The sequence below is a fragment of the Microcoleus sp. B4-C1 genome, from assembly GCF_036705285.1.
In the GTDB taxonomy this organism is placed as follows: Bacteria; Cyanobacteriota; Cyanobacteriia; order Cyanobacteriales; family Microcoleaceae; genus Microcoleus.
This window is the reverse complement of the sequence record NZ_JAUBUC010000152.1, coordinates 1-7,357: the sequence shown is the minus strand read 5'-3', so window position 1 is coordinate 7,357 and position 7,357 is coordinate 1. Positions and strand designations below refer to the sequence as shown.

3 protein-coding genes are annotated in these 7,357 nt (G+C 39.9%); 2 read left to right on the top strand and 1 reads right to left on the bottom strand.

Translation table 11 applies throughout. The annotated features are described in order from the left end of the window. Positions 1 to 277 precede the first annotated feature (277 nt). The gene (locus QUB26_RS30650) at positions 278 to 5,035 is read left to right on the top strand and encodes a CHAT domain-containing tetratricopeptide repeat protein (RefSeq protein ID WP_333321083.1); all 4,758 of its coding nucleotides are present in this window, start codon (positions 278 to 280) and stop codon (positions 5,033 to 5,035) included. 9 nt (positions 5,036 to 5,044) lie between these two features. On the opposite strand, the gene QUB26_RS30645 is transcribed toward QUB26_RS30650, so the two are convergent. After that, the gene (locus QUB26_RS30645; RefSeq protein WP_333321081.1) at positions 5,045 to 6,823 is read right to left on the bottom strand and encodes an SWIM zinc finger domain-containing protein; all 1,779 of its coding nucleotides are present in this window, start codon (positions 6,821 to 6,823) and stop codon (positions 5,045 to 5,047) included. Between the two features lie 263 nt (positions 6,824 to 7,086). Here QUB26_RS30645 and QUB26_RS30640 point away from each other — a divergent pair, with 263 nt between their 5' ends. Next, a complete protein-coding gene (locus QUB26_RS30640) occupies positions 7,087 to 7,284 on the top strand; it encodes a hypothetical protein (protein WP_333321079.1) in 198 nt (65 codons plus the stop codon). The last annotated feature ends 73 nt before the right edge of the window (positions 7,285 to 7,357 follow it).

The following is a 7,357-nucleotide window of genomic DNA, read 5'->3' as shown; positions in this document are numbered from 1 at the left end:
TCTGACTTTTCGCTCATCTGACTACATTACCATATTGTTCGGCTCTCTGCGGAACTATTTTTACCTGAATCCTTACACAGATACTTGCACTCCTGTGATCTCAAATCCCCTACCATCGGAATGAATATTACCCACAGCTTTCGACACGGCGCAGTGCCCCGTCTCCCGAAAATTAATCCGGGTAGGGAAACGGGACTGCCGTCTCCTCTATATCATGTCGATCGTGCAACCGGAATTGATATGAAACCAAAACTGGTATTAACCCAAAAAATGTAACATGAAAGAACAGCTAAACTCTGATTATCGTCACCTAATTGAAATGCTACGTACCTGTCCCGAAGGTGAAGAACGAGATATTTTGGATGACTATTCAGACCTCCTTAATGAAGGTTTATTAGAGGTGATGGAAGAGGTGGCCGATGAGTTATTGGTTGAGGAAAATGAAGAGGGATCTGACTGGCTGCGGAGTGCTGTGGCGAAGATAAAAGACTTAATTCAAATTAGATATGAATTAGCTAATTCTCAAGGCTTATTAATTTTTTTCCTAGAAGTTTTGGAAGCAATCGAAGCAAGTGAAGGAAATGCAGAAGTTGTATATCCTATTTTAGAAAAAAATTTAGATAAATTAGATGATAATTTTGATTGGTTTTTGCGAAGTTGGGCAACTGATGTTTTAGCGAAAGTAGAGTCTGAAGAAGCTTACGATATAGCCACTGTAATTGGCACTTTTAGTGGTCTTATTCAATATTTTCCTCGAGGCGAGTGTGTAAACAATATTGAAATTGCGATCGCGGGATATCAACAAGTAGCGGCGGCGCTCAATCGGGAAGATTACCAGGAGGATTGGGTGATTGCTCAAAACCATTTGGGGTTTGCTTATCAAATTCGCATTGCTGGGAACCGTAGCAGGAATTTAGAAAGGGCAATTAAGTGTTATGAATTAGCTTTACAATGTTGTAATGATACCGATGAACCGCAATTATGGAGTGTAATTCAACATCGCTTAGGTTTAGTTTATTTTGACAGAGTTGAAGGTGATTTAGAAGAAAATATGGAGAGGGCGATCGCTGCTTTTGAATTAGCATTAAAAGTGTGCAATTGTCAAGAGTTTCCCTTAAAAACGGCGGAAATTCAGCATGATTTAGGTTTGGCTTATCTCCACCGTGTTAAGGGAGATGAAGCGGAAAATATAGAACTAGGAATTAAATATTATCAAGCTGCTTTGGGTGTTTATCCAAAAGAGGATAATCCTACAGATTGGGCAAGAATTCAAAATAATTTGGGTCTAGCTTATTATAATCGTATTCAAGGGCAAAAATTAGATAACAGTGAAATGGCGATCGCCACTTTTCACAATGCCTTACAAGTCCGTACTTATACTGATTATCCCATACAGTGGGCAGAAACTCAAGAGAGCTTAGGTAATGCTTATATTACAATTGAAGAGAATCGAGACGACAATCTCCAAAAAGCAATTGAGTGTTATCAAGCAGCTTTAACTGTTTATAGTGCTGAAGACTTCCCCGAACAATCCAGTACGATCCAATTTTGTATGGGAGATGCTTACCGTCAAAAAATAGAAAATCGTGCTGAGAATATTGAGAAAGCGATTGAGTGTTATCAAACTGCTCTACAAATTTGTAATAAAGAAGAATTTCCTGAATTATGGGCTTTTATTCATAATGATTTAGGGGCGACATATCTCAGCAGATTCAAGGGAAGTCAAGAACAGAATATAGAATTAGGTAGGAGTTTGATAGAGGCTACTTTACAAGTTTATAATTGTGAGGACTATCCCGACAATTGGGCGAACACTCAAAATAATTTAGGATTTTCCTATTACCTTTCTACAACGGGGAAATATTCGGATAACTTGGAACGGGCAATTGCATATTATGAATTAGGATTACAAGTGTATAATTCTGAGACTTTTACAGAAGTGTGGGGACTGATACAACTTAATTTAGGAGTTGCTTATTTAGAGAGACTAAAAGGAGATTTTTCCGAAAATATTGAATCATCAATTGCTGCTTCTCAAAATGCCTTAACTATTTATAATCCAGAGAGTTATTTAGAAAATTGGTTAAAAATTCAGAATAATTTAGGGTATGGCTATCAAAATAGAGTTACAGGAGAGCGAGTTGATAACCTTGAGAAAGCTCTCAGCTATTATAAAATTGCTTTAGATGCTTGCTGTTATAGTCAATTTCCTGAAATTTGGGGTTTGCTAAAACATAACTTAGGAACTTTTTATTTAAGAAATGCTCAAGGGAATCAAGCTGAAAATGTAGAAGAAGCTATTGTTCTTTATCTTACCTGTCTTGAATCTTATCAAAAAGCATTTAATCGTAAACAATGGTCGATGATTCAAAATAATCTAGGGATTGCTTACCTCAATCGCAAATATGGTAGCCGTCTCGAAAATATAGAATTAGCAATTGAAGCTTTTAATAATGCTTTGCAAGTTCGTAATTATGAAAATTATCCCGAACAGTGGGCGGAAACACAACAGCATTTAGGAGTTGCTCATAGTGAACGAATTTATGGCGATTCCTTACAAAGTTTAGAAAGTGCTATCAAATGTTATGAAAATGCTTTACTAATATATACTCGCTCAGATTTTCCTGAACAGTGGGCAATGCTGCAAAATAATATTGGTAGTGCTTATAGCGAACGTCTGCTAGGAGATGAGGATAATAACTTAGAAATAGCCATTGATTACTATCAAATGGCTTTGCAAGTAAACACCCGTCAAATTAACCCTGAAAATTGGGCAATGATGCAAAACAATTTAGGAAATGCCTATAGGATGCGTAGTAGTGAAAATGACGTGGAAAATTTAGAAATGGCTATTTTTTACTATAAGTCAGCTTTGGAAGTTTATACTCAAAAATATTTTCCTGAAGATTGGGCTATGGTGCAATTAAACTTAGGTTATGCTTATAGCGATCGCACTCAAGGAAGTATTGACGAAAACCTAAAACTGGCGCGGGACTATTACCAAGCTGCTTTAGAAGTTTATACTCTCAAAGATTTTCCTGAAAATTGGGCAACTGTACAAAATAATTTAGGTTATCTCTACCACAATTTAGAGCAGTTTACCGAAGCAATTCAATACTTTAAGTTAGCATTAAAAGTCAGAACTCCTCAAGCTTTCCCCCAACTTTGTCTGATTTCGGGACAAGTTTTAGGTCAAATTGCCTTCAAATTAGGACTATGGAGAGAAGCTATTGAAGGGTATTGTCTTGCTATTGAAGCTTTAGAACAATTGCGAGTTTGGGCTAATACCGATCGACGCCGCCAAGAAATTTTAGGAGAAGATATATATCTTTATGAACATATTGTACAAGCATTAGTTAATACGAAAAATTTTCCACAAGCTTTTGAATATGTAGAACGTTCCCGCTCTCGTCGGTTAGTAGATTTAATTGCCAGTAATGACCTTTACTCTCAGGGAGATATACCTTCTGAAGTAGAAGAATATTTAGCAGAATTTGAAGGAATTCAACGACAGATAGATTGCGAACGTTCCGGTTTAAATAAATCAAGTAAAAAGCAGAAGTTAATTGCAGTTAGAGCTAAGGATCTAATTGATATGGATTGTACACGCAATAGAGCAGCTTTAGAAGCCATTAGTGAAAATATCCAAGGTTTAGAAAGTGAAAAACAACAAATTTGGGAACAACTAAGACGTTTAGATCCGGTTTTAGCGGGCGAAATTCAAGTCAGTCCCCCTAATTTAACCGCGATTCAAGAACTCATCGATCGCCCTACTACAGCAATACTTAATTTTTACACTACTGAGGAAGATACATATATATTTGTTTTGCGACAAGCCGAACTTAATTTGTACAAAATAACCAGAAAACGCGGAAAAAACTTACAAAAATGGATTAATGAAAATTGGCTAAAACCATATTTTGATTCTGGCGATTCAAGTAAATCACCCCAAGAGCAATTACAATGTAAAGCTAAGTGGAGAAATCGAATTACGCAGTTTTTAGCGAAACTTTCCCGCCGCCTGCAAATCGATAACCTGATTAGTCAGTACCTTAATAATATCGAGGAACTGATTATTGTTCCTCACCTTTGCCTACACCAAATTCCTTTTGCTGCTTTACCCTTAGAAAATGGTCAATATTTAGGAGATAAATTTCTAATTCGTTACAGTCCTAGTTGTCAAGTTTTAGAATTTTGCCACAAACGTCCACCTGTCAACGATCGACTAATGTATGGTATTGTGGAAGATGCAACGGAAGATTTACCCTGTGCAAGTTTTGAGGGTGAACAAATTGCCAAACTGTATAATATTCGCAATGAACAACACTTACGAGGACGTAGCCAAGCAACGGTCAGCAACTATCGGCAACTTTCTCTACAAGTCCAGGGAATTATCTCTAGCCATCATGCTCAATCTCGCCTTGATAATCCGTTAGAATCCAGACTGGAATTGGCAGATGGTAGCATTACTTTGGGGCAGTTAATGACACCAGGATGGCGGCTTCCTCATCTAGTTGATGTGTTTTTATCCTGTTGTGAAACTGGGTTAGGAACTACGGAAATTACTGATGATATTTTGACATTATCGACGGGATTTTTATGTGCGGGTGCTCGGAGTGTGGTGAGCACGCTGTGGGCTGTAGATGATTTAGCAACAGCGTTATTTTCAATTTTTTATCACAAACTTCGGCAGGAAGGAAGTAGTCGCCCAAAAGCATTGCAGCAAGCACAAAGAAATTTGCGATCGCTCTCTGGATCGGAATTTGTCGCTTGCTATTCTCCCCAACTTGCTGATTTATTAGATCGCAAATTTGAAGAGGCGGAGGGCGATCGCCGGTTTGCAGAAAACCAGCGTAATTCCTATCCAGAAGGTTCCCCCGACTACCTACAATGGCTACAAGAGGAAGAAAAGCGGGCTGAAACAGCAACACGCAATTACAAAACTTTGCAACGACTGGAAATAATTAGTTGCTTAGATTTCCCTTTTGCTGACCCTTTTTATTGGGCCGCTTTCACTTGTTCCGGTTTACGGTAAAATTCCGCCTCAATCTAAATCTGGACTCTTCAGCATTCCCATTAATTTCCGCTTCCGATTGTGTATTTGCATAAGTTGAGAACGATAAGCACACCACTGAAGATTTTGCCCCATTTGTAAATAGGCAGCGCGGGCTTTTTCCAACCACTTAATTGCACGATCGTAGTCCTCTGATTTCCCCCGATCCATAATCGATTCAGCAAGCCGACAAGCATTGGCGATCGTCCAATCGGGGCGGTGGGCGATCGCAGCCCCCATTACTCGGTGAATCAGTGCCGATTCGTAGCCACTCAAGCCATCAGCAACAGCGATCGCATCTTCAATAAGTCCCTCATAGAGAAAAATATCAACCTGTGCTTCAGAAACTCCCCAACTTCTATCACTTCTCAGAGTTGCTAACAAATTTGCTTTCACAGTTGACCAACTGTTTCCTGCAAACTCCTTCACTAAAAGATAATCGGCAAAGGATGGTTTGATTTCAAAAACCCGCATTCTAGAATTTAATGCAACTTCGTTTTCTCCCAATTCAACAGCCAACTCACTCGTCCAAATTGCCAGTTTATAAAGGCAATTACCTGACAAATTCAACCCAGTTTTAGCAATTTTGAGAGCTTCAGCTTGGGCTTCCTGTGCTTGTAAACTTTGAGCTAGAGCAAAAGCATCTTCCGCTGATTTCATCTGAGTAGCAGCAGCTTCCACTGCTTCTTCTACTCTCCCCAAACGACTTAACATGGTCAAGTATTGTTGAGAGCAGTTTTCTGCTTGGGCTAAGTATAAGTATTCTTGATAGCGTTCCTGGCGATCGAGGATTTGCAAGCGAATTAATGCTAAGTTCTTAGCACATTCTGGTGCGTCATTAGCTCCTATTTCTTGCCCCGTAATATTTCCTTGAAGTACCTGTTGAATTAGGGGGTCATCCCAACCTTGGCGTAAAGCTTTCAAGCTCATGGTGAAATCGCAATCCCATTCATCTTGCCAACCTTCTAACATCACCTGGAGATCGATCTCTTCTTCAGCAGTTAGTTCGGCCGTCAAAATGGCTTCTGTCCAAGCTTCATCCAAAGCGTTAGCTATATCAGAACTTTCAGCGCCATATTCTTCTACGTCATCCCAATCTTTAACGCAGGCTTCGGTGATGGCTTGTAAAATTACTAAGGCGTTGTTACCATCTCCCTCTGCAATCAATTCCTGCGCTTGCTGAATCACATCTAATAGTTCTTCTGTAATGGGGTCTTCTTCCTCCCATCCCTCGTCGAAATAACGCACAGCATTTCGCAAAATTTGTCGTACTTGTTGTCGAAAGGGAGCAGGATTAATGGAGGTGCGACGGGGTGCTTTAGTAGGTTGCTGTGGAGGCGTAGGAATAGCACTTAAGTTAACGTATCGTTCGATCGGATCAATGAGTGAGGGCTCGTTTTCTACTAAATGTTGTATTAATTGCTGGGTTTGTACATCGTTTAGGCGATCGAGTAACTGTTCCAGTGTGGGGCGCTGCTCAATTATTTGTGGTTGTCGCAGACATAATAACAGGGTAGCAACAATATGTTTACACCACCCAACGCGATCGTAAGCACAAGTACAATTTGATGATGCCACATTAGCGTCATCAAAGTTTATCGTAATACGGTAAGGTTGAACTTCAGAACCCTCCACTATTGCTTGCACGATATTGCCACGCAGGACAGCGCTAGTAACATTACCCGCTAAATAGTAAGTTTCACCGCGCTTGAGGGAGGCGGCAGAGGTATTATGCTGGATCGTCGCTTCACTAAGCTTGGGAATCGGCATGAGACTATGCCTGAGCAATTAAAGGATTAGACTTAATTTTACCTCAGAGATGTACTCTGCCTAGGATTTAATTGCGTCTCAATGTAAGATTTACAGAAAATTTAATAATCGGTAAAGCAAGCACTGAGAAGGTTTGCAGCTTGATGAGGCGAAAAATTTTCAGAAAATTTTGCATAATTGTCTCCCTACCCCCTGGTTAATAATAGAGCGCAGTTGGCCAACTAGCTTCTTCCTGATCCCTTTCTTTGACGGAGAAACGAGCTGTGATACCTATAGTTTCATCTACCCCCCTGACATTATTAGCAATGGGGGTTCCCAATGCTGCGGGAGAAATCATTGCCAATATAAAGGCAAGTTTAGTATCAGCCGTTGGTAGTTACCCCTTGATGAAAATTGCCAAAGCTGAGCGCAGAACAATATGCAGTTCTGGAGAGGACGATCCGATAGTTCCTCCGAACTAAGGAATGAGAATTAAATAACTTCCAAAAGTTTGTGGGATGGGCGTCCCGCCCGTCCTTTTTGGACGGGCGGGAC